At 65.6% G+C, this 20,086-nt stretch carries 20 protein-coding genes; 10 read left to right on the top strand and 10 right to left on the bottom strand.

The features are described from left to right. Positions 1-367: 367 nt before the first annotated feature. The 6 genes from ACFPPB_RS14820 to ACFPPB_RS14795 all read left to right on the top strand — a co-directional run bounded on the left by ACFPPB_RS14820 (position 368) and on the right by ACFPPB_RS14795 (position 4,208). Entirely contained in the window at positions 368-718 is a 351-nt protein-coding gene (locus ACFPPB_RS14820) for a gamma-glutamylcyclotransferase family protein (protein WP_377328426.1), read from the top strand. 322 nt (positions 719-1,040) lie between these two features. Then, a complete protein-coding gene (locus ACFPPB_RS14815) occupies positions 1,041-1,415 on the top strand; it encodes a hypothetical protein (protein ID WP_377328424.1) in 375 nt (124 codons plus the stop codon). 119 nt (positions 1,416-1,534) lie between these two features. Further along, positions 1,535-1,789 (top strand): DUF6868 family protein, encoded by a 255-nt coding sequence (locus ACFPPB_RS14810; RefSeq protein WP_377328422.1) that lies wholly within the window; start codon positions 1,535-1,537, stop codon positions 1,787-1,789. A gap of 4 nt (positions 1,790-1,793) precedes the next feature. Further along, complete coding sequence (locus ACFPPB_RS14805) at positions 1,794-2,264, top strand: group II truncated hemoglobin (protein ID WP_377328420.1); 471 nt, start codon at positions 1,794-1,796, stop codon at positions 2,262-2,264. Between the two features lie 79 nt (positions 2,265-2,343). Next, positions 2,344-2,883 carry a DUF1697 domain-containing protein gene (locus tag ACFPPB_RS14800; RefSeq protein WP_377328418.1) on the top strand — a complete coding sequence of 180 codons (540 nt, stop codon included), beginning with the start codon at positions 2,344-2,346 and terminating at the stop codon, positions 2,881-2,883. An 89-nt stretch (positions 2,884-2,972) separates the two neighbouring features. After that, on the top strand, positions 2,973-4,208 hold the full coding sequence (locus ACFPPB_RS14795) for a patatin-like phospholipase family protein (RefSeq protein ID WP_377328416.1): 1,236 nt from the start codon (positions 2,973-2,975) through the stop codon (positions 4,206-4,208). A 334-nt stretch (positions 4,209-4,542) separates the two neighbouring features. On the opposite strand, the gene ACFPPB_RS14790 is transcribed toward ACFPPB_RS14795, so the two are convergent. The 5 genes from ACFPPB_RS14790 to ACFPPB_RS14770 all read right to left on the bottom strand — a co-directional run bounded on the left by ACFPPB_RS14790 (position 4,543) and on the right by ACFPPB_RS14770 (position 11,440). Further along, positions 4,543-5,565, bottom strand: a complete 1,023-nt coding sequence (locus tag ACFPPB_RS14790) for a LacI family DNA-binding transcriptional regulator (protein WP_377328414.1) — start codon at positions 5,563-5,565, stop codon at positions 4,543-4,545. A 186-nt stretch (positions 5,566-5,751) separates the two neighbouring features. Next, entirely contained in the window at positions 5,752-7,173 is a 1,422-nt protein-coding gene (locus ACFPPB_RS14785) for a sugar porter family MFS transporter (RefSeq protein WP_377328412.1), read from the bottom strand. 103 nt (positions 7,174-7,276) lie between these two features. Then, positions 7,277-8,992, bottom strand: coding sequence for a cation:proton antiporter domain-containing protein (locus ACFPPB_RS14780; protein ID WP_377328410.1), 1,716 nt, complete (start codon positions 8,990-8,992; stop codon positions 7,277-7,279). A 149-nt stretch (positions 8,993-9,141) separates the two neighbouring features. Beyond that, the gene (recQ, locus tag ACFPPB_RS14775) at positions 9,142-10,956 is read right to left on the bottom strand and encodes a DNA helicase RecQ (RefSeq protein ID WP_377328408.1); all 1,815 of its coding nucleotides are present in this window, start codon (positions 10,954-10,956) and stop codon (positions 9,142-9,144) included. A 139-nt stretch (positions 10,957-11,095) separates the two neighbouring features. Further along, positions 11,096-11,440, bottom strand: coding sequence for an MGMT family protein (locus ACFPPB_RS14770; RefSeq protein ID WP_377328406.1), 345 nt, complete (start codon positions 11,438-11,440; stop codon positions 11,096-11,098). Positions 11,441-11,547: 107 nt separating this feature from the next. Here ACFPPB_RS14770 and ACFPPB_RS14765 point away from each other — a divergent pair, with 107 nt between their 5' ends. Beyond that, on the top strand, positions 11,548-11,952 hold the full coding sequence (locus tag ACFPPB_RS14765; RefSeq protein ID WP_377328404.1) for a hypothetical protein: 405 nt from the start codon (positions 11,548-11,550) through the stop codon (positions 11,950-11,952). Positions 11,953-11,958: 6 nt separating this feature from the next. Here the strand turns inward: ACFPPB_RS14765 and ACFPPB_RS14760 are convergent, their stop codons facing one another. Beyond that, positions 11,959-13,077 (bottom strand): inorganic phosphate transporter, encoded by a 1,119-nt coding sequence (locus tag ACFPPB_RS14760; protein ID WP_377328402.1) that lies wholly within the window; start codon positions 13,075-13,077, stop codon positions 11,959-11,961. 89 nt (positions 13,078-13,166) lie between these two features. After that, positions 13,167-13,796 carry a DUF47 domain-containing protein gene (locus ACFPPB_RS14755; protein WP_377328400.1) on the bottom strand — a complete coding sequence of 210 codons (630 nt, stop codon included), beginning with the start codon at positions 13,794-13,796 and terminating at the stop codon, positions 13,167-13,169. Positions 13,797-13,954: 158 nt separating this feature from the next. Here ACFPPB_RS14755 and ACFPPB_RS14750 point away from each other — a divergent pair, with 158 nt between their 5' ends. Continuing rightward, positions 13,955-15,277 carry a hemolysin family protein gene (locus tag ACFPPB_RS14750; protein WP_377328398.1) on the top strand — a complete coding sequence of 441 codons (1,323 nt, stop codon included), beginning with the start codon at positions 13,955-13,957 and terminating at the stop codon, positions 15,275-15,277. Positions 15,278-15,404: 127 nt separating this feature from the next. Here ACFPPB_RS14750 and ACFPPB_RS14745 read toward each other — a convergent pair whose 3' ends face one another. Continuing rightward, complete coding sequence (locus ACFPPB_RS14745; RefSeq protein WP_377328396.1) at positions 15,405-16,163, bottom strand: RNA methyltransferase; 759 nt, start codon at positions 16,161-16,163, stop codon at positions 15,405-15,407. A gap of 125 nt (positions 16,164-16,288) precedes the next feature. Here ACFPPB_RS14745 and ACFPPB_RS14740 point away from each other — a divergent pair, with 125 nt between their 5' ends. Together ACFPPB_RS14740 and ACFPPB_RS14735 are read left to right on the top strand one after the other, a co-directional pair. Further along, a complete protein-coding gene (locus ACFPPB_RS14740; RefSeq protein ID WP_377328394.1) occupies positions 16,289-17,092 on the top strand; it encodes an inositol monophosphatase family protein in 804 nt (267 codons plus the stop codon). 311 nt (positions 17,093-17,403) lie between these two features. Beyond that, complete coding sequence (locus tag ACFPPB_RS14735; RefSeq protein WP_377328392.1) at positions 17,404-18,177, top strand: YiiX/YebB-like N1pC/P60 family cysteine hydrolase; 774 nt, start codon at positions 17,404-17,406, stop codon at positions 18,175-18,177. A gap of 34 nt (positions 18,178-18,211) precedes the next feature. On the opposite strand, the gene hda is transcribed toward ACFPPB_RS14735, so the two are convergent. Both hda and ACFPPB_RS14725 read right to left on the bottom strand, forming a co-directional pair. Then, positions 18,212-18,916 carry a DnaA regulatory inactivator Hda gene (gene hda, locus ACFPPB_RS14730; protein ID WP_377328390.1) on the bottom strand — a complete coding sequence of 235 codons (705 nt, stop codon included), beginning with the start codon at positions 18,914-18,916 and terminating at the stop codon, positions 18,212-18,214. Further along, positions 18,913-20,085, bottom strand: coding sequence for an AI-2E family transporter (locus tag ACFPPB_RS14725; protein WP_377328388.1), 1,173 nt, complete (start codon positions 20,083-20,085; stop codon positions 18,913-18,915). Before ACFPPB_RS14725 ends, hda begins: the two co-directional genes overlap by 4 nt. Position 20,086: the final 1 nt, after the last annotated feature.

Raw genomic sequence — 20,086 nt, 5'->3', positions numbered from 1 at the left:
ACGCTCTTCGCCAAATCCACGCCAATGGTTATAGTGCTCATGGAGACTTCCTCTTCGAGTGACGGTTGACCAGCATCACCATCATGGCCCTCGAGGCCGAAAGGGGAGGAAGTCTCTTTTTACTCAAGGCGGATGGCTTCGCCGTCGCTTGGCTCCAGCGTTAAGGCTGTAGAAAACCCCTGCTGGGCAAGTTGATCGTCAGGCAAGGAAAAAGCGACCTCGCAGAACGTTCTACAATCGACGCGCAGCTTGCCCGGAGGGGTTCAAGTACCCAGCGGAATCATGCAAATCCGCGCCCGGGTACTTTTTCTACAACCTCGTTAGGCCTCACGGTCGATCTCATCCTCAACTTCCGCGTTCGACAAAAATGCCACTTCTCTTCTCGTACGGCACGCTGCAACAGCCAAACGTTCAGCTCGTCACCTTTGGGCGGCTACTCTCAGGCATACCTGACTCATTGGTCGGCTATGAGCAATCCATGGTCGCCATCGACGATCCAGAGGTGGTCCGCACCAGCGGCAAGACACATCACCCCATCGTCAAGTACGCCGGCGAGGCCAGTGCCCGAGTTTCCGGCACGGTCTTCGAGATCACTGCACAAGAGCTGGAGCAGGCGGATCGGTATGAGGTATCCGCATACAAGCGGGTCGCCGCTCCTTTGTCATCAGGGCGCGCCGCATGGGTGTACGTTGATGCTAAGTACGCGCCGCCGACCTGAGAGCTGTTTGTGACCGAATCAGAATCAGCTTGCCTTCTCAATCAGCCGTTGAGGCCTAACCCTTCTCCGTTGCATCCGACTCGTTACAGCCACCTTCGATGGCTTCCGCGAGTGGGTGAACTCAAACGTTAGCGCTCATGATGACCGTCGACAATGTCTTGAACCAATGGATTCCATGTCGGCTGCAAGCGATCGGGACTCTCCAATTCGCTTGGGAATGGATCGATGAACCCTCCCGTGCCCGAAGCAGTGGTCGGGGACATGAACCGTCGCGGTGTCGATGCTGTCGTCAACCAGGACATTCCAAAGCAGGAGGTTCCGCATGAACAGTCCGCAGTGGGTCAACGAGCCGCCCACATTCAAGGCCGCTCTTCGCGAGGCGATGCATTATTGGGAGCCTCGCCGTGTTGTTTACAACGTCGTGCTCGCTGCGGTCGTGGCCGCCTGGCTGGTGTTTACCTGGCCGCATTTCCGCAACGCGCTTACCATGCAGGGCTTGCTCGCGCTGCTCGTCCTCGCGGCCTTCGCCAACGCGTGTTATTGCGCCGCCTACCTCGTGGATACCGCCATGCAGCGATCGTCTTTTCGCGCCACATGGCTGCACGCGCGATGGCTGCTGTGGCTCGCGGGTACGCTTTTCGCCGCCGCGCTGGTGTGGTACTGGATTGCAGACGAAATCTATCCCTATGTGGGGTAGCGATGGTTCCATCGAGACCGTCCATTTGGCGTAGAGTCCTGGCAAGCAGTTGCACTTCCATGCGCAAAACACTTCGCGGATCGGTTTACTTCAGGCGTTGACCATCGAGGGAGCGCGCAATGAACGTTGATCTTGTAAAAGAAGTTCTGCTCTGGTGCATCGTCATCAACTACGCCGTGTTGTTTTTGTGGTTCGGTGCCTTCGTCTTTGCGCACGGCTGGATGCTGAAACTTCACGGCCGGTGGCTCCGCATGTCGGAAGAGCGTTTCAACGGCATCCACTGCCTTGGCATGGCCGTTTACAAAAGCGGCATCCTCCTTTTCAACCTTGTTCCGTACATCGCGCCGCGCATCGCGTCGCATCATGCAGGCTGACCACATGTCGAACCACAACGTTCCGAGCCTCTATGAGTGGGTGGGTGGCATCGATGCCCTGAACCGCTTGACCAAGCGCTTCTACGAACACGTGACGAACGATGCCCAGCTCGCGCCCGTGTTCGCCCATATGGGCGCGGACCATCCTGCGCATGTCGCCGCCTTCCTGGCCGAAGTGCTTGGCGGACCGACGAAATACTCTGAGGAGCATGGCGGTCACCCGCACATGATCCGACAGCACCTGAATCGTCACCTCGCCCAGGATCAAAGGCGCCGCTGGGTTGGCCTTCTGCTTGAAACGGCGGATGAGCTGGGCATGCCCGACGATCCGGAGTTCAGATCCGCTCTGGTCGGCTACCTCGAGTGGGGTTCGCGTCTGGCGGTCATCAATTCGCAGCCGGGCGCGACGGTCGATCCCCTTGCACTCATGCCCAAGTGGGGATGGGGCGAGGTCAAAGGCCCGTATGTCGGCTGAGCCTTGTTTCGCATGACTGAGGACGCGCTGCAGGAACGTGTCGGCTCGGCTCGCGGCACGGACTGACCCGGGGATACTCATGCGCTACGCCGCGTTCTTCCGCAACCTCAATCTCGGCCGTCGCCACTGCCCCAACCGGGCACAGTTCGAGCAGGCGTTTCTCGAAGCTGGCGCGTCCGCGGCGGCGTCGTTCCTGACCAACGGCACGATGGCGTTCGAGGCGCGCAGCCGGCGGGCGGCGGAGCATATCCTCGAAAACGCCTCCGCTGCCATGGCGGCGAGTTGCGGCTTGCGCGAGCCGGCGTTCCTGCGCGGGATCGACCAACTCGCTGCACTGGTCGAGACCGCCCCGTTCAAGGCGATCGACCCCGCCACGGTCTTCGCCTGCTGCGTCACTTTCCTGCACCGCGATGCCGCTGCCGCCGGCAAGCCGCCATCGGCAACACCGCGCGGCGATGTCGAGGTGATCGCCATCACCAGCTCGGAGGCGCTGTGCATCGTGCGCAAGCTCGGCAAGAGCCCGGGCAGCCCGAACGCGTTTCTGGAGAGGACACTCGCCCTGCCCGCCACCACTCGCGTGTGGAACACCGTGGTGCGGCTGGTCGACAAGCACGCCTGAAGCTCGTCGGTTCCCGCGCTGCGGCTCGAAGTTTGATGGCGCGCTCCTTCGTGTCGCATACTGCCGCGAGCTCTTTCGGGACTACCACCATGCGAGGCAGACTCGCGCTGCTGTGGCTGGGTTTGCTGCTGGCCAGTTGCAAGACCGCGCCACGTCGGGCCGCGCCGCCCGACCTGATCGGCACGGCGACACCCGTCGGCTTTCCGTCCAGCGTGCGGCTGATCACTACCGACGTGCGAGCGTTCACCGTGCTGGCGCCGGACTTCTTCAGCGGCATCCACGCGGCGGCCGCCGATGGCACGGTGAACATACTGGCGCTGTCCGGCGGCGGCTCTGGCGGTGCCTTCGGCGCCGGCGCGCTGGTCGGGATGAGCCGTGCGCACACCCGTCCGCCATTCGAGATGGTCACCGGGGTAAGTACCGGCGCGTTGCTGGCGCCGTTCGCGTTCCTGGGTTCGCCGTGGGATACCCGGATGCAGGAGGCCTTCACCGGCGAGCGCAGCGCGCGGCTGCTGCGCTCGCCGACCCGCACCATCCTGGCCCGGCTGCTGTCTCCGCGCGGGCTGCCGCATCACAATGCGCTGTTCCGGTTGGTGGATCATTTCGTCACGCCGGAGATGATCGATGCGGTGGCGCACGAAGCCGACAAGGGCCGCCGGCTGGTCGTGGCGACCACCGACCTGGACAAGCACGAGACCGTGCTGTGGAACCTGGGCGAGATCGCGCAGCACGGCGGCACGGCGGCACGCACGCTGTTCCGCGACGTGCTGGTCGCCTCGGCCAGCGTGCCTGGCGTGTTTCCGCCGGTGCTGATCCACGTCCGCGAGGGCAACCGCGAGTACGACGAAATGCACGTCGACGGCGGCGTCACCACCTCGGTGTTCAGCATGCCGCTGATCGTCGGCATCCGGTCGACCGAGCTGCCGCAGCTGCGTGGTGCGCACCTGTACATGATCGTCAACGGCCAGCTCGCCCGTACACCGCAGACCACGCGCTACAAGACCATCGACATCCTCTCGAACGCCTTTGCCGCCGAACTGACCTACAAGACCCGCGAGGCGATCGTCGACAACATCGCCGCGGCCCGCCGGCTGGGCATGACATTCAGGCTCACGGAGATTCCGGTAGATTACCCGCAGACCAGTTTCATCGACTTCGACCAGCAGCACATGCGGGCGCTGTTCGACTTCGCCGCCGATTGTGCGGCACGTGGCCTGTTGTGGCTGACCCCGGCGCAGTCGCTCCGGCGCAACATGGGCGCGCCACGCGCCGCCGCGGACCGCGTTGCCTGTCCCATGCGAGACGAGCCGGCAGCTGGTCGGTGACGCCACCGGATAGCAGCCTCGGAGCCTTCCGCCGAGGACGGATCAGTATTAAGGACGCCCTGATCTATTCAACGCAGGCGTCACCGGTTCTGTCCCGCAGATCAAGGTGCGTCGACGAAGGCAGGCTGGCCGCCTGTCGAGGAGGTGCGCCGCGGAGATGGGGGCAGACAGAACCGGCCCAACCGATTGAAAACAAATGACGGGGTGATGTCCAGAAGGCCCGCAGGCGGCAGCGCGCGGCTTGCCAAGGCAACCAGCCTTGGCGGCGCCACACACCACCACCTGCGAACCTTCTGGACATCATGCCGCCTGCGTTGAATAGACCAGGGCGTCCTTAACGCAGGCTAGAGCGCCGCACCATCAACTTCACCGGCAGCACGGCACTGTCCACCGGCTCGCCGCGGATCAGCGCGAGCAGGCTGTCGACAAGGACTTCGCCGGCCTGCTTGGTGTCCTGCAACACGGTGGTCAGCGGCGGATTGACGAAGCTGGCGGTGGCGATGTCGTCGAAGCCGACCAGGGCAACATCCTGCGGCACGCGCAGGCCGTGATCGCTGAGCGCGCGCATGGCCCCGATCGCGATCAGGTCGCTGGCGGCGAATATCGCGTCGAAGCCCACCTCGCGGCTGATCAGGCTGCGCATCGCCTCGTAGCCGGAGCGCTCGGTGCTTTCGGCGTTCTGCTGCAGCGCCGGATCGGCTTCCACGCCGGCCTGCTGCAAGGCGTCGACATAGCCGCGATAGCGCCCGAAGAACTCCGGATAATGGCTGGACGCGTCGCCGAGAAAGGCGATGCGGCGGCAGCCGCGTTCCAGCAGATGCTCGGCCACGGCCTGGCCGCCGCGGAAGTTGTCGCAACCGATCGACACCCCCGGCTGATCCGGCAATACGGCGCCCCAGCGCACGAAGCAGGTGCCCTGGGCGACCAGTTTCTCCAGCTTGTCGCGATAGGCCAGGTAGTCGCCGTAGCCGAGCAGGATGATGCCGTCGGCCTTCTTGCTGTCCGCGAAGTCGGCGTGCCAGTCGTGCGAGAACTGCTGGAACGAGATCAGCAAGTCGTAACCTTGCAATGCGCAGGCACGGGTGATCGAGCCGAGCATCGACAGGAAGAACGGGTTGATGTGCGACTCGTCGGCGGTGGGGTCCTCGAAGAACAGCAGCGCCAGCGTGCCGGTGTGCATCCGGCGCAGGTTGGAGGCGTTCTTGTCGACCTTGTAATTGAGTTGTTCGGCGGCGGCCTGGATGCGCCGCCGGGTTTCCTCATTGACCAGCGGACTGCCGCGCAACGCGCGCGACACCGTGGCCTGCGAGACCCCGGCCAGGTGGGCGATGTCGATCGATGTGGCTTTTACCTTCATCCGCAACGTGATCCGGAAAATTCTGGCCAGACTGCGCGACGGCCATGAACCGGCCGCCGGTCGTTCCGAATCCTAACCGCTTTGCACGCCGCCCGTCGTATACCGTACGGCGTTCGTCGATACAGCGACAGCCGTCGAACGCCGCAGCGCCCATCGTTCCGGCGTAAGGAGGGCGTTCCGTGGCCTTCATGCCTGCATGTCCTCCAGCTCGACGCCCTTGGTTTCGCGCACCGCGTACAGCACGAACAGCAGCGACAGCAGCGCAAAGCCCGCATAGAGCCCATAGGCGAACGTGAGACCGATCTCGGCCAGGGCCGGGAAGCTGCTGGTGATCGCGAAGTTGGCCAGCCATTGTGCGGCCGCGGCCACCGCCAGCGCGGTGGCGCGGATGCGGTTCGGAAACATCTCGCCCAGCAGCACCCATACCACCGGGCCCCAGCTCACCCCGAAGAACACCACGTACGCATTCGCCGCGACCAGGGCGACGATGCCGGTGGCGCCCGGCAAGCTCAACGTGGCGCCACTGCCGGTGGCCTGCGAGAAGCACCAGGCCATCAAGCCCAGGGTGAGCGCCATACCGGCCGAACCGATCACCAGCAGCGGCTTGCGGCCGATGCGATCGACCAGCGCGATCGCCACCAGGGTGACCAGCACATTGACGATCGAGGTGGCCACGGTGATGGTGAACGAGTCGGCCTCGCTGAAACCGACCGAGTGCCACAGAGTGGACGAGTAATAGAAGATCACGTTGATGCCGACGAACTGCTGGAACACCGACAACAGGATGCCGATCCACACCACCGGCAGCAGTCCGGCGGCCTTGCCGCGCAGGTCACTGAGGCGTGGCTGGTGCTCCAAGTGCAAGCTGTTCTCGATATCGCGCAGCTTGTCGTCCAGAGCGACTTCGTTGTGCATGTTCAGCACACTGCGCAACACCACCCGCGCTTCGGCCAGGCGATTCTTGGCCACCAGATACCGCGGCGACTCCGGCACGCCCAGCACCAGGGTGCCGTAGATCAGCGCCGGCAGCGTCGCCACCAGGAACATCCAGCGCCATGCAGCCAGCCCCAGCCATGACGGCAGCGACGAGCCGCCGGCCGCACCGGCCAGCCATGCATCGCTGAGCAGCGCGGCGAAGATGCCCAGCACGATCGCCAGCTGCTGCATAGAGCCGAGCCGGCCGCGGATATAGGCGGGCGACACTTCGGCGATATAAGTGGGCGCGATCACCGAAGCCACACCGACGCCGATGCCGCCGACCAGCCGCCACAGGATCAGCTGCCACACCGCGTTCGCCAGGCCCGAACCCAGCGCGCTGGCCACCAGCAGCACGGCCGCCACCTGCATGGTGCGCACGCGGCCCCAGCGGTTTGCCAGCATGCCGGCATACCAGGCGCCCAGTGCGGAACCGAGCAAGGCGCACGACACGGCAAAGCCCGTCTGCGCCGCATCCAGCGCGAAAGCACCGCGGATCGCGTCGACCGCGCCGTTGATCACCGCCGTATCGAATCCGAACAGGAAACCACCCAGCGCCGCCGCTGCCGAAATCAGCACCACCCGCGCGGTGGCGTGCTGGCCCAGTCCATCTGTCGCGTCCACTGTGCTCATCGCGTCTCCCCAACGTCATGGCATCAAGATCTATCGAGTCTGCACTGCGGGCCCCGGCCATGTCCGGCTGAATACGTATGCAGCCGAGCTGGCTTTGCGTTGATCAGGCCGTGTCCGGCGTGGCCGTTTGCACGGACTGTCCCACATGCAGGTGCTCCAGCATACCGCGCGCCAGCTCGGACTCGGCCAACACCACCAGATCGGCGCCCTGCCGCCGCAGATGCGCCTTGCTGGCATCGGAATCGGCGCGCGCGATGATGGACAGCTGCGGATTGGCCAGCCGCGCCACCCGCACCACCTCGCCACCCTCGAACGCATCGAGCACGGTCACCACCAGCGCACGCGCGTGGGCGAGATTAGCCGCTGCCAGCACCTCGTCCCGCGCCGCATTGCCCACGATCGTCGCGATGCCGTGCTGGTGCAGCATGGCGACACACTCCTTTTCCTCTTCCAGCACCAGCACCGCATGGCCTTGCGCATGCAGCGCCTCGCCGATCAACCGCCCCACCCGGCCGTAACCCGCCACCACGACATGGCCGCTCAGCGGGCTGCTGGGCGGAATTTCGGCGGACGTAGCGATGGTCGCAGCGGCGGCGCCATCGCGCTGCCGCGCTTCGCGGGCATCGAGCCACGGTTTCGCGCGATCGAGCAGCTTGAACAGCAACGGATTGAGCAGGATCGACAGGATCGCGGCAGCCAGCAGCACGTCCTGCGCCTTCTTCGATACCAGGTTCTGCACCACGCCCACGCCTATCAGGATGAACGAGAATTCGCCGATCTGCGCCAGGCTGGTGGCGATCGTCAGCGCGGTGCGCAACGGGCGTCCGAACAGCAGCACGATGCCCAACGCGGCCAACGACTTGCCGAACACCACGATCAGCAGCGCCGCCAGCACCACCCACGGCTGGGTCAGCATCACGTGGTAGTTGAACAGCATGCCGATCGAGACGAAGAACAGCACCGCGAACGCATCGCGCAGCGGCAGCGTTTCCTCGGTGGCGCGCTGGGCCAGCTTCGACTCGCCCATCGTCATGCCGGCGAAGAACGCACCCAGCTCGAACGACACGCCGAACAGGTCGGCCGCGCCAAACGCCACGCCCAGCGCGATCGCCAGCACGGCGAGGCGGAACAGTTCGCGCGAACCGGCGTGTGCGACCACCTTGAGAATCCATGGAATCAGCCGCCCGCCGACCACCAGCATCAGCCCGACGAACAGCGCTACCTTGCCGATGGTGAACGCGACCGTGCCGGCGATCGCCCCGAACGACAACGCCGTCCCGTCCTGTCGGCCGCCACCCAGCACCAGCCCGATCGCCGGCAGCAGCACCAGTGCCAGCACCATCGCCAGATCCTCGACGATCAGCCAGCCGATCGCGATGCGGCCGCGTTCGGTTTCCATCAGGCGGTGTTCTTCCATCGCCCGCAACAGCACCACCGTGCTGGCCACCGACAGCGCCAGTCCGAACACGAAACGTTGCGCGAGCGGCCAGCCCAGGCCCCAGCCCAGCAGCATGCCCAGCACCGTCGCCACCGCCATCTGGCCGAGCGCGCCAGGGATGGCGATGTTCTTGACCGAGAGCAAATCCTTCAGCGAGAAATGCAGGCCGACACCGAACATCAGCAGCACCACGCCCACTTCGGCCAGCTGATGCGCCAGATGCCCGTCGGCGACGTAGCCCGGCGTGAACGGTCCCACCACCACGCCGGCCATCAGGTAACCGGCCAGCGGCGGCAGCCTCAGCTTGTGCGCCAACGCGGCAAACATGAAGGCCAGCACGATGCCGCTGACGAGGGTGGCGATGAGTGGGGCATCGTGCATGCGCGCTCCTTTCGGTACAGTCATGGAAACCGCACGGCATGACAATCGCGCGGCATGCAGAAGTGCGCACCGCCGTTCGCCACGGGTCGCATGTGCAAGGCCATTCAGTTGTAAGGGTGATCCATGGCCAACGCAAGCGCCGCGGCCACTCACGCCTGGGCGTTGATCACCGCCAGGAAATCGCGGCCGTAACGCTTGAGCTTGGCTTCGCCGACGCCGCTGATGGTGGCCAGCTCGTCCTCGTTGGCCGGCAGCGCGCGCAGCATCGCCAGCAAGGTGGCATCGTGGAATACCACGTACGGCGGCACCCCATGCTGCTTGGCCAGTTGCGTGCGCAGGGCGCGCAATTCGTCCCACATCGACTGCTCGTAGGCCTCGATGCCGAGGCTGCCGCCGGTGACGGTCTTGCTGTCGCGGCGGGGGCGGCTGCCGCGCTCGGGCCGCGCATCCTCGCGCAGCTTCACCGGCTGGTTGCCGCTGAGCACAGCACGACTGGCGGCGGTGAGGCGCAGCGTGCCGAAGCCTTCGGCGTCGGCTTCCAGCAGGCCGGCGGCGAGCAGCTGGCGGAACACCGAACGCCACTGCTTCTCGTCCATCTCGGCACCGATGCCGAACGTGCTCAGGCGATGATGATGCAGGCCGAGTACGCGTTCGGTTTCCTCGCCGCGCAAGATGTCGATGACATGACCGGAGCCGAAGCGCTGCCCGCTGCGATAGACGGCGGACAACGCCTTCTGCGCCGGCACGGTGGCGTCCCAGGTCTTCGGCGGCGCGATGCAGTTGTCGCAGTGGCCGCAGGGGCCGGGATAGATTTCGCCGAACGTGCCCAACAACAGCTCGCGGCGACAACCGGTGGCTTCGGCATAGGCCAGTAGCGATTCCAGCTTCTGCCGCTCGACCCGCTTGCGCTCGTCGGCGGATTCGGACTGCGCGATCATCTGGCTCATGGTGACCACGTCGGACAAGCCGTAGATCATCCACGCCTCGGCCGGCAGGCTGTCGCGGCCGGCGCGGCCGGTCTCCTGGTAATAGCCTTCGATGCTGCGCGGCAGGTCCAGGTGCGCCACGAAGCGCACGTCGGGCTTGTCGATGCCCATGCCGAACGCGACCGTGGCGACCATCACCACGCCGTCCTCGCGCAGGAAACGCTTCTGGTTCTTCGCGCGGGTCGGCGCATCGAGGCCGGCGTGGTAGGGCAACGCCTCGACGCCGGCTTCAGCCAGCCATTCGGCGGTGTCGTCCACCTTCCTGCGGCTCAGGCAGTACACGATGCCGGATTCGCCCTGATGCCCCTGCAGGAACTCGGAGAGCTGGCGCTTGGCGTTGTGGCGCAGGCCGACCCGGTAGCCGATGTTCGGCCGGTCGAAACTGGAAACGAACTGGCGGGCGTTGTGCAGCGACAGGCGCTCGACGATTTCCTCGCGCGTGCGCGGGTCGGCGGTGGCCGTGAGTGCGATCCGCGGCACCTGCGGGAAACGCTGGTGCAGGATCGCCAGCTCGCGGTATTCCGGTCGGAAATCGTGGCCCCACTGCGATACGCAATGCGCCTCGTCAATCGCGAACAGCGCCACCTCGGTGCGTTCGAGCTGACCGAGGAAGCGCTGGGTCAGCAGCCGCTCCGGCGCCACGTAGAGCAGGTTCAGCTCGCCGGTCAGCAGCTGCCGCTCCACTTCGCGCTGCTCTTCGCCGCCGAGGCTGGAGTTGAGATAGGCGGCGGCCACGCCGGCCTCGCGCAGCGCGTCGACCTGATCCTGCATCAGCGCGATCAGCGGCGACACCACGATGCCGGTGCCTTGCCGCAGCAGCGCGGGAATCTGGTAGCACAGCGACTTGCCGCCGCCGGTCGGCATCAGCACCAGCGCGTCGCCACCTTCGCTCAGATGCTCGACGACGGCCTGCTGCTGGCCGCGGAAACTGGGATAACCGAAAACGCTTTGAAGCAGATCGAGGGCAGAGGCATTCATCGGGGACATGGTAACAAACCGTAGGCACGCAGCCGTCGGCGTATGACCCAGTTATCGGTAGCCGATGGGCCTGAAGCCGTATGCGCGACCTCCCTGCGAGCACCCGCCCCTCACCCCACCCTCTCCCCATGGGAGAGGGTTACCGGGACGGCATGCCCCAGAGCGCATGGTCGAGATCGCCGTCGAGGCCGAACCGCGACAACGGCACGCGACCGTTCTTCACCTCGACGCCTTCAGCACGCAGCAGCCGGGACTGCTCCCGGAATCCGCGGCTGCCCGGCGGCATCGCGATGTGGCCGCTGGCACGCAACACGCGGTACCACGGCAACACCAGGCCGTCCGGAACTTCGCCGAGCAGCCGGCCGACCAGGCGCGCGCGCCCGGGCAGCCCCGCGCGAGCGGCGATGGCGCCATAGCTGGCGACGCGGCCGGGCGGAATCGCGGCGATGGCGGCATAGATGCGGGTGGCGACATCATCATTCATGCGGATTCATTCCAGACTGACTCGATCGAACCGATTCAATCATTGGACGCGACGCGGGCAGGCAGACGTGGCAGAGTAGCAGCGCCCTTCGCCAGCGGTAGTCGCCTATGCGCCACTTCGAAGCCGTGCGCTCCCATATCGGCAGCCAGCACGAGCTGCGCCACAACGATCCGTATCTGATCAGTTTCGATCTTGAATTGGCAAACGAGCGCCATCAAGGCATCTATCTGGCCGAACTCGAAGACGAATCGGGCCGCCGTTACCTGCGCATCTCCACCCCGATCGGTCCGCTGGCCGGCACCGATCCGGGCCGCTGCCTGCGTTTCAACTGGCAGCAGCGCACCGGTTTCCTCGCGGTCGCCGATCTGGACGGTTCGCCCTACCTGCATCTATGCGAGAACCGTCCCTACGAATTTCTCGACACCGCCGAACTGCAGCGCGTGGTGCGCGAACTGGGCACGCTGGGCGACCAGCTCGAGCAGGTCATCGCCACTGGCGGCGACTCGCTCTGAGGCTGATTACAACTCCGTCGCCATGAGCCGCACCAGCCCATAGGCCAGCAGCGCCGTGACCGGCAGAGTCAGGATCCACGCCCATACCATGCGCTCCACCACCGTCCAGCGGATCGCGTTGAAGCGCTTGGCCGCGCCCACGCCCATGATCGAGGCGGACACGTTGTGGGTGGTCGATACCGGGATGCCGAACACCGAGGCGGTCAGGATGACGATCGCGGAACTGGTTTCCGCGGCGAAGCCGTTGATCGGATGCAGCTTGACCATCTTGTGGCCCAGCGTCTTGATGATGCGCCAGCCGCCACCGGCGGTGCCGGCAGCCATGGTCAGCGCGCACACCACTTTCACCCAGACCGGGATCACGAACCCGCCGGCGGTGTTCTCGGCGATTCTCAGGAACCCCAGCCACTGCGGCAACTGGTCGAACTGATGCGCGGCGGTGCCGCCCGCCAGCGCCAGCGCGATGATGCCCATGCTCTTCTGCGCATCGTTCATGCCGTGCGCCACGCCCATCGCCGTGGCCGACACGATCTGCGCCTTGCCGAAAAATAAATTGACGAACGGCGTGCGGCCGAACCGGCGCGACCAGCCGCGCCGGTTGGCGAACCACGCCAGCAGCGCGTACAGCGATCCCATCAACGCGAAACTGATGATGAAGCCGCCCAGCGGCGACATCACCATCGGCAGGATCACCTTGGGAATCACGCCCTGCCCGGTGATCCAGTTGCCCCGCACCCAGATCACCGACGCGAAATTGTCGCCGGACGCGGCCACCGCGGCCCCGACCAGCGAACCGACCAGCGCGTGGCTGGAACTGGATGGCAGGCCCAGCCACCAGGTGATCAGGTTCCACACGATCGCCGCCAACAGCGCGCAGATCACCAGCTGCGGGCCCATCTCGACCACCCCGGCGTTGATCAGTCCCGAAGCGATGGTGGCCGCCACGGCGGTACCCAGCAGCGCGCCGAACAGGTTCGTCACCGCCGCCAGCAGCACTGCCTGGCCGGGCGTGAGCACCTTGGTCGCCACCACCGTGGCGATCGAATTGGCGGTGTCGTGGAAGCCATTGATATAGGTGAAGGTGAGCGCGATCAGTACTTCCACCACGACCAGGCCGAGACTCATGCGAAATCCCCGGCGGCGGCGAATTCAACCCGCGGCGGCATCCGCGCCACGACCGGGCAACACGCGAGCAAGAAGATCACGGCAGGTCCTCAGGAGTTCTTCAGCACGATCGAATAGACGATGTTGCCGACGTCGCGGCATTTATCGATGGCTTTCTCGATCAGCTCGAACAAGTCCTTGGCCAGCACCGCGCGCATGACGTCGCCGCCTTCCACGTACAAGGTGCGATAAGCCGACAACAGCATCCGGTCGCCTTCGGACTCCAGCGCCTGCAGGCGATCCTGCAGCTTCTTGAGCGGGTCGATGCGCAGGCCGCGACGCAGCTCGCCGATCATCTCGACGACCACTTCGCTGGAACGCTCCAGCACCAGCGCACGCTGGGCGAAATCCACTCCGCCTAGACGGTCGGCGACGATCTCATAGCGCTCGGCGAATTTCTCGATCGTCTTGGGAATCTTGTACAGCGCCGAATTCAGCGCCTCGATGTCATCCCGATCGAGCGCGGTGACAAACGTGTTCACCAGGCCTTCGCTGATCTGCGCCGCCAGTTCCTTTTCGCGCATGCGGGTGGCGGTAAACGCCGCCATCATCGAGCCTTCGCCGGGCTTGATCAGCAGCTCGTGCAAGGCCATGGCGCTTTCGTGGGCGGTGGCGGCGCTCTGTTCGAGCAGCCCGTAGAACTTGTCGCCTTTGCCGAAAATCGTCTGCAGTGAAAACATGCGGGCCATGCCTGAGGGAGCGAGATGACAGTAATGTTACAGGACCGTCGTGCTGCCCTGCATCAAGGCCGCTCCGAACTGCCAGGCGCCTGGGCGTGAAGTGAAAGCCCCGCTGCCCCTACACTAGTGCCCATGCGACCTCCTCCACCTACACCGCGATGCTGACCGAAATCGCGCTCGTCCTCGTGCTGGCCTTGTGCAACGGCTTCTTCGCACTGTCCGAGATGGCGTTGGTCGCCTCGCGCAAGAGCCGACTCAAGCAGATGGCGAAAACCAGCCAGCGCGCCGCACTGGCGCTGCGCCACGCGGAGTCGCCGGAACATTTTCTGTCCACCGTTCAGGTCGGCATTACCTTGCTGATGCTGATCACCGGTGCGGTCGCCGGCGATGCGCTGGGCGCCCATATCGCCGACGCCCTGCAGAGCAACCACCTGGCGTGGCTGATACCGTACGCACACGTCATCGGCATCGTGCTGGGTTTCGTGCTGATCTCGTTCATCCAGATCGTGATCGGCGAACTGGTGCCCAAACGGCTGGCGCTGTCGGCGCCGGAACGCTTCTCGACCTATGCGGCGATCCCGATGCTGCTGCTGTCGCGGCTGACCGCGCCGTTCGTATGGCTTCTGAATGTCTCTAGCAACCTGTTGCTGCACCTGTTGCGGGTCAACCCGCATGGCCGTGGCGTGGTTACCGAGGACGAGATCCGCCTGCTGGTGGCCGAGAGCGCCGAGCAGGGCGTGCTCGACCCCGACGAACACAACATGGTCAACCGCGTGCTGCGTCTGGGCGATCGCACGGTGGACAGCGTGATGACGCCGCGCATGCGCATCGCCTGGCTGGATACCGCGGCCACGCGCGAGGAGAACATCGAGGTGCTGCGGCAGACCCCGTATTCGCGCTATCCGGTTTATCGCGGCGACGAAAGCGATGTGGTCGGCGTGGTCGAGGTCAAACGCCTGCTGCACGGTTTCGCCGACGGCAAGCTGGAGCTGTTCGAGCACCTGTCCAAGCCGCTGTTCGTGCCGGCCACCGCGCGCGCGCTGGATCTGCTGGAAGAATTCCGCGATGCCGAGACGCCGCTGGCGCTGGTGGTCGACGAATACGGCGACATCGAGGGCGTAGTCACCGTCAACGACCTGCTGGCCGCCGTGGTCGGTGCCAGCCAGATCGGCCACAACGGCGGCGACGAAAACGCGCCGATCGTGCAGCGCGCGGACGGCAGCTGGCTGATCGACGGTAGCCTGTCCACCGACGACCTGCGCGAACTGCTGCAGGTCGGCGAACTGCCAGGCGAGGACGAACACGAATACCGCACCGCCGCCGGCATGGTGATGACGGCACTGGGCCACGTGCCGCAGACCGGCGAAGTGTTCGCCTGGCACGGCATCCGCTTCGAAGTGGTCGACCTCGACGGCGCCCGCATCGACAAGCTGCTGGTCACGCTGGCGCCATCGCTGGAGCTGTCGGACGACGAGCAATAACGCGCAAACCCTTAGGTGTGGGCGCATGTGGGAGCGACTTCAGTCGCGACGCTTTGGCTATGTGTGGGACCCAAATAATGCATCGCGACTGAAGTCGCTCCCACAGACTCGGGTACTGCCCGCCCGGCTACTTGTGCTTCGCCAACCCCGCCATCCGCTGCGCATCGGCCAGGATGCCGTGCAGCACGCGCAGCTCGCGCTCGTCCGGCTGCGCGCGCTGGAACAGCTTGCGCAGGCGCAGCATGATCGTGGTGGGCTCGCGGCCCTTGTGGAATTCGATCTCGTCCAGCGTCTGCGCCAGATGCACGTAGAACTGTTCCATCCGCGCCGCATCGGCCGGCGGCTCGTCGTGCACCGGCGGCGCGACGGGCACGACGTCACCGAGCATTGCCACGCGCAACTCGTACGCCATCACCTGCACCGCCTGCGACAGGTTGAGCGAGCTGAAGTCGTCCACGCTGGGAATCCGCACCATCGCGTGGCAGCGTGCCAGTTCCTCGTTCTCCAGCCCGGTGCGCTCGTTGCCGAACACCAGCGCCACCTGCTCGCCACGAGCTGCCGCGGCCAGCGCCTGTTGCGCCGCCTCGCGCGGCGAAATCTCCGGCAGGTTCACCCCGCGCCGGCGCGCCGACAAGCCAAGCGCCAGGCTGCTGCCGGCAAGACTGCCGACCAGATCGGCATGGATGCCGGCTTTGGCCAGCACCTCGTCCGCGCCAGCGGCCAGCGCGCTGGCCTCCGGGTCGGGAAAGCGATGCGGCGTCACCAGCTCCAGCCGCGCGAAGCCCATCGTGCGGATAGCCCGTGCCGCGCTGCCGATATTGCCCGGATGCGAGGTGCGAACCAGCACGTAGCGGATGCGTGCGGCGAGGTCGTGTGGGTCGGTCATGCGGTGCATAGCTTGGCAGTAAGTAGCTGGCAAGGATAATGGACATGGGGCTGACGCGGCCCGATCCGGCCCCGCCTCTGCTAGAATCGCCGGCCGCAACCCCGCTCTCTTCCAAAGTCGAAATCATGGCCAGACCACACGTCACGATCGCGGCGCGTGCCGCGCGTTCTGCAGGCAACGTGATCCTGCGCTACATGAACCGCATCGACGGCCTCAACATCGTCGAGAAGCAGCAGCTGGATTTCGTCTCCGAAGTCGACAAGCTGGCCGAGGCGGAAATCATCAAGGAACTGCGCCGCGCCTACCCCGACCACGCGATTCTGGCCGAAGAAAGCGGCGCGACCGGCAAGGGCCCGCTGACCTGGGTGATCGACCCGCTCGACGGCACCCACAACTACCTGCGCGGCATCCCGCACTTCAGCGTGTCGATCGCGCTGCTGGAAAAAGGCGTGCCGATCCACGCGGTGGTGTTCGACCCGCTGCGCGACGAGCTGTACACCGCCAGCAAGGGCGACGGCGCCTACCTCAACGACCGCCGCATGCGCGTATCCAAGCGCGAGAACCTGGGCGGTGCGATGATCGCCACCGGCTTTCCGTTCCGCCAGCGCGAACATCTGGGTCCCCAGCTCGACATGACCCGCGCCATCCTGGGCCAGGCCGAGGACATCCGCCGCTCCGGCTCCGCCGCGCTCGATCTGGCCTACGTCGCCGCTGGCCGCTACGACGGCTACTTCGAGATCGGCCTGAAGCCGTGGGACATGGCCGCCGGCGTGCTGCTGGTGCACGAGGCCGGCGGCCGTTACTGCGACTTCGCCGGCCGCGACGGCATCCCCGCCAGCGGCAACATCATCGCCGGCAACCTCAACGTGGCGAAGGCGATGGTCGACGCGATTGGGCAGCAGGCGACGCCGGTGTTGCTGAAGGCTTGAGTGACATGACCCCTGGAAAAAGCAAAGGCGCCCAAGAGCGCCTTTGCTTTTTCGACTGCCCGACAACCATCGGACAGGGAGCCTGCGGGGGATCTACTCCATCTACCGGGTGGAGGCTGGACGCCGGAGCCCGCGCCACCGGCTCCGCATTGCTGCGCAAAACCTAACCGGTTGCCACGGCCCTGCAGGTTTGCGAATGTGTATCCCGAACCGCTCCATCCCGACCATCGTCCCAACCATGGCTCGTCGCGGCGAGACGCCGGTTCCCCTCTCCAGTGACGCGGCCGAAGCAGCCATGCCGGGAGCACCCCATGAACAACATCATGCAATGGCCGGGCAGAGCGCTGGCGCGCTACCTCAATCATCCGGCACGCGGGCCGTATCCGCACTTGCCGGCCGACCTGGCTACCTTGCGGCGCATCCTGCGCCCGGCCGACGTGATTCTGGTGGAAGGCCGCGCACGCATCAGCAGCGCCATCAAGTACCTGACGCAATCGACCTGGTCGCACGTTGCGCTGTATGTGGGCGACTATGCCGGGCAAACCCTTGCTGGCCATACCGATCTGCTGGTCGAGGCGGACACCGAACTCGGCGTGCATCTGCTCGATCTGCAGCAACTCGGCGACTATCACCTGCGGATCTGCCGACCCGCGGGATTGAGCGACACCGACGCCCATCGTGTGGTGAACTACGTCATGGCGCGACTGGGCCAGCAGTACGATCTGAAAAACGTCTTCGACCTGGCCCGCTACCTGCTGCCGACACCGCCGGTACCCGGCCCATGGCGGCGGCGCATGCTGGCACTAGGCAGCGGCGACCCCACCCGCGCCATTTGCTCCACCCTGGTTGCCGAAGCGTTCCAGTCGGTGTCGTTCCCCATCCTGCCCATCATCCGCATCGAATCCGCGGCTACCCAGGAATGCCGCGATTGCGTCCGCGAGATCTTCCACATTCGCGATCACCGCCTGTACACCCCGCGCGACTTCGACGTCTCGCCGTATTTCGAGGTGATCAAGCCAACCCTGGCCAATGGCTTCGACTACCACCAGCTGACCTGGGATACCGGCGTGCCCCCGCCGGCTTGAGATACGGGGCCGACCTCGATTCAAGCCGCCCGGCTCAGGGCGCCGCATCCGCCTCGCGCAAATATTCGCGCAGAAACGGAACCGTGATCCGCCGCTGCGCCGCCAGCGAGGCCTGATCGAGCCTGTCGAGCAAGTCGAGCAACGCACCGAGGTCGCGCGCATAGCGTGCGAACAGCCAGTCCAGCACCACGTCGTCGAGCTGGATGCCACGCAGCGCGGCCTGACTTTTCAACACCTCGCGGCGCTCGCCGTCATCCAGCGGCTTGAGCGCGAATTGCGTGCAGGCACCCAGGCGCGAACGCAGGTCCGGCAAACCCAGCGCGAGTTGCGTCGTGGCGGCCTCGGCGGCGAACAGCAGCGCGGAGCCTTCGGCCTTGGCCCGGTTATAGAGGTCGAACAAGGCATGCTCGGCGTCGCGACGGCCGGCGATCGCCTGCAGGTCGTCCAGCGCCAGCAATTCGCTGCCGGCAACGCCACGGATCGCGGCGGCAGGGTTACCGAGGCTGGCCAGCGGCAGGTATTGCACGGTACGGCCCGTGGTGCTCGCGGCATGGCAGGCGGCGACCAGAAGATGGCTCTTGCCGCTGCCACTGGCGCCATGCAGATAGACCCACCGCGCAGCGGGCTCCAGCGCCAGCGCCTGCACCGCGGCCAGCGCGGCCGCATTGGCGCCGGCGTGGAAATGTTCGAGGCGCTGGCGGCGCGGCCAGCGCAGTGCCAGCGGCAGCTGCGGAATCATGGTCCGGCCCGGTCGTCCTGTGGCGCCGGTGCGACCTTGGCGTCCGTTTCGACCTCGCCGTCGCGATGCACGGTCACGTCCACTTCGGCGATCACCGGATCGTGCGGCCCCTGCTCGTTGTACAGCTCGCTCAAGCGGTAGCGTTCCAGCAGGTAGCGCAGCAACACCATGATCACCGACGCCGCCGGCAGCGCCAGCAGCACGCCGAGGAAGCCGAACAGGTAACCGCCGGCCAGCACCGCGAAGATCACCGCCACCGGATGCAGGCCGATCTTGTCGCCGACCAGCTTGGGCACCAGCACATAGCCTTCCAGCAGCTGCCCGACCATGAACACGCCGCACACCAGCAACACGTGGGTCCAGTCGCCAAACTGCACCAGCGCAGCGATGATCGCGGCGACAAAACCGATGATGAAACCCAGGTAAGGCACGAAGCTGAGCAGGCCGGCGACCAGACCGATCAGCAGCCCGACCGACAGTCCGACCAGCCCCAGGCCCGCGCCGTAGAACACGCCCAGCGCCAGCATCACCAGCAGCTGGCCGCGCACGAAGGCACCGAGGATCTTGTCGGACTCGTGCGCCAGATGCGCGACGGTCGGCTGGATCGAGCGCGGCAGCATGCGGTCGATGGTGGCTACCAGCCGGTCCCAGTCGCGCAGCAGATAGAACGCCACCACCGGGATCAGTACCAGGTTGGTCATCCACATCACGACGCCCAGCCCGGAGCGCGACACCTTGCCCAGCACCGTCGTGGCGACATCGCCGATCGAGCCGATATGCGCCTTGATCGCGGCCAGCAGGCGATCACTGTCGAACGTATGCGGATCCAGATGCAGGCGGGACTGCAGCCACGGCCACGCCACGTTCTGTGCCCAGTCGCCATAGCGCGGCAGGTTCTCGATCAGGTTTTCGATCTGCCGCGCGATCAGCGGAATCAACAGCAGCAGCACGCCGACCACTACGATCAGCAACACCGTGAAAACGATGGTAGCGGCCCAGCTCCGGCCCAGTCCAAGCCGTTCCAGCCGGTCGGCCAGCGGATCGCCCAGATAGGCCAGCATGGCGGCGACCGCGAACGGCATCAGCACCGGCGCCAGCAGCCAGATCAGGTAGACGATGACGGCCGTGATGGCGAACAACTGCCAACGGCGCGAAATGTCCTGGCTCATG

This window comes from Rhodanobacter terrae (genome assembly GCF_042657005.1).
GTDB classification, from domain to species: Bacteria; Pseudomonadota; Gammaproteobacteria; order Xanthomonadales; family Rhodanobacteraceae; genus Rhodanobacter; species Rhodanobacter terrae.
Note: the sequence above shows the minus strand (reverse complement) of the source record. Positions and strands in the feature narration are given on the sequence as shown.